This window comes from Brasilonema bromeliae SPC951, from assembly GCF_012912135.1.
Taxonomy (GTDB): domain Bacteria; phylum Cyanobacteriota; class Cyanobacteriia; order Cyanobacteriales; family Nostocaceae; genus Brasilonema; species Brasilonema bromeliae.
On sequence record NZ_QMEB01000385.1, the window covers coordinates 1 to 2,392 of the forward strand.

A 2,392-nucleotide genomic window follows, 5' to 3' on the forward strand; every position below is an offset into this window, starting at 1 on the left:
AGTGCGGTACGTTGCTTATAAACTGTACCCCATAAGGGTTACAGGGGATTAAGCGGTGAAGGTAACTTCACATAATTTGATAACAATGTAGGTGAGAATCCTACCCCTCAAGTGCTGAGGTGAAAGCACTTCCCCTACAGTAGCGACTAGTCATCAATCTGTAAAGCGGGGATGAAAGGCGGAAAACTGGGAGCCTAAACCTGGTAGACCGTCGAGCAAGGTACACATGAGTAAGGCTAGGGCTTGAAGACACGAATGAAACATCGTAACCCATGAAGTAGCGAAATAAGGCTTTCTGCGCTACCACCAAAAGGTGAAGGATTAAGGGGCTGGCGAATTAGCCATCGACCAGCAAGCACTCCCAAAGAAACCCGGTGTAAAGTGTCACTCTAAATGTACGTAGTATTGTTATCAGAAACGTATAAACCCGCTGATTTGCTCTCAGGAGGTCGAATACCTGAGAAGGTGCTAACCGGATGCAGCAGCGGGAGAGATTGAGAAAGAAGCGAACGCCCTACTGTAATGGTAAGGATATGCTGACGTTCTCACGATGATTTGAAAGGTACAGTCTTTACGGGAAGTATAAATGTCTAAAACACTGAGTAATCAGATGGTGGAATGGAACAAAGTCAACTGGCGCAAGCTAGAACGGATTGTGTTCAAGCTTCAAAAAAGAATATACCAAGCATCTCTACGTGGAGACTCTAAAGCGGTTCGTAAGCTCCAAAAGACGCTGATGACTTCATGGTCTGCCAAAATGCTAGCCGTCCGCAAAGTGACCCAAGATAATAAAGGGAAATCAACTGCCGGAGTAGATGGAGTAAAATCCTTAAACCCCAAGCAAAGGATTGAACTTGTTACAACGATGAACCTTAACCAAAAAGTTAAGCCAACCCGACGGGTATGGATACCTAAACCAGGGAAAGCCGAAAAGCGCCCGTTAGGAATCCCCACAATGCACGATAGAGCTACTCAGGCGCTTGTCAAACTAGCATTAGAGCCAGAATGGGAAGCCAAATTTGAGGAAAACAGCTATGGATTCAGACCAGGAAGAAGCACCCAAGACGCCATGCAAATGATATTCAACTGCATTAACCAAGTACATAAATACGTGCTCGATGCGGACATATCAAAATGCTTTGACAAAATCAATCACGAGAAACTACTGAATAAAATCAACACATTCCCTAAATTACGACGCACATTAAAAGCGTGGTTAAAATCGGGGGTACTTGATAACGGATACTACAGTGAAACCTTTGCGGGTACTCCCCAAGGCGGAGTAATATCGCCACTACTAGCCAACATTGCTCTGCATGGTTTGGAAGGTATAGTGGATGAATTTATACGCGGGATTAAGTACCGTAAGTTAAACTCTATGCAATGCGTAAGGTACGCAGATGATTTTGTAATACTTACTAACAATAAGGCAAACCTGGAAATCGTACAGCAGAAAGTAAGTGATTGGTTAGCTGAGATGGGTCTAGAATTAAACACCAGCAAAACAAGGATTACCCACACCGATGACGGTTTTGATTTTCTTGGATTCAACTTTAAACACTATAATGTGGGCAAATATAAATCCGGAAAAAATGGTAATGGAAAATTGCTGGGGTTTAAAACATTCATCAAGCCTAGCAGAGAGTCAATTCAAGAACATTACAAGCATCTCGCTAATCAAGTAGACCGACATAAAGCCTCACCACAAGCGGTACTAATAAATGTACTCAACCCCATCATAAAAGGTTGGGTAAATTATTACTCTACGGCGGTGAGCGCTGAAGTGTTCAAAGATTTAGATGACTTACTGTTCAAGAAACTTTCTAGATGGGCAAAACGTCGCCACCCCAAAAAATCCTGGAACTGGGTACAGAATAAATACTGGCACACAGTCGGTGGAAATAACTGGGTATTTTCAGATAAAGTCGATGAAAAAACTGTATCCTTATATGACCACCAGAACAAGAAAATTGTTCGACATGTGAAAGTAAAAGGTACAGCTACACCATTTGACGGAAATCTGAAATATTGGAGCATACGAAAAGGGTCAAATCCCCTAGTACCAACAAGAGTAGCTACACTACTCAAGGCACAAAAGGGGAAATGCAAGCACTGTGGCTTATACTTTAGAGAAGATGATATAACTGAAGTTGATCATATCATTCCCCGGTCAAAGAAGGGAAAAGATACGTACACCAATTTACAGTTATTACACAGACATTGCCACGATACCAAAACCGCCAATGATTTACTCACTGATTGGGACTTCATAGAATGGCAGTGAGATGTACCCATGACAAGGGTCAAACCATTGAGGAGCCGTGTGATGTGAAAGTATCAAGCACGGTTTTGAAGACCAACGGGTCTGGTGACAGGCTCGTTGAGTTTAATT

Annotated in this window: 1 protein-coding gene; it reads left to right on the top strand. The window is 42.6% G+C overall.

Translation table 11 applies throughout. The features are described from left to right. Positions 1–586: 586 nt before the first annotated feature. On the top strand, positions 587–2,284 hold the full coding sequence (gene ltrA, locus DP116_RS27850; RefSeq protein ID WP_169158201.1) for a group II intron reverse transcriptase/maturase: 1,698 nt from the start codon (positions 587–589) through the stop codon (positions 2,282–2,284). Positions 2,285–2,392 lie beyond the last annotated feature (108 nt).

Excerpts from the sequence above, each read along its gene's own strand:
- ltrA (WP_169158201.1), top strand. The coding sequence starts at position 587 with ATGTCTAAAACACTGAGTAATCAGATGGTGGAATGGAACAAAGTCAAC.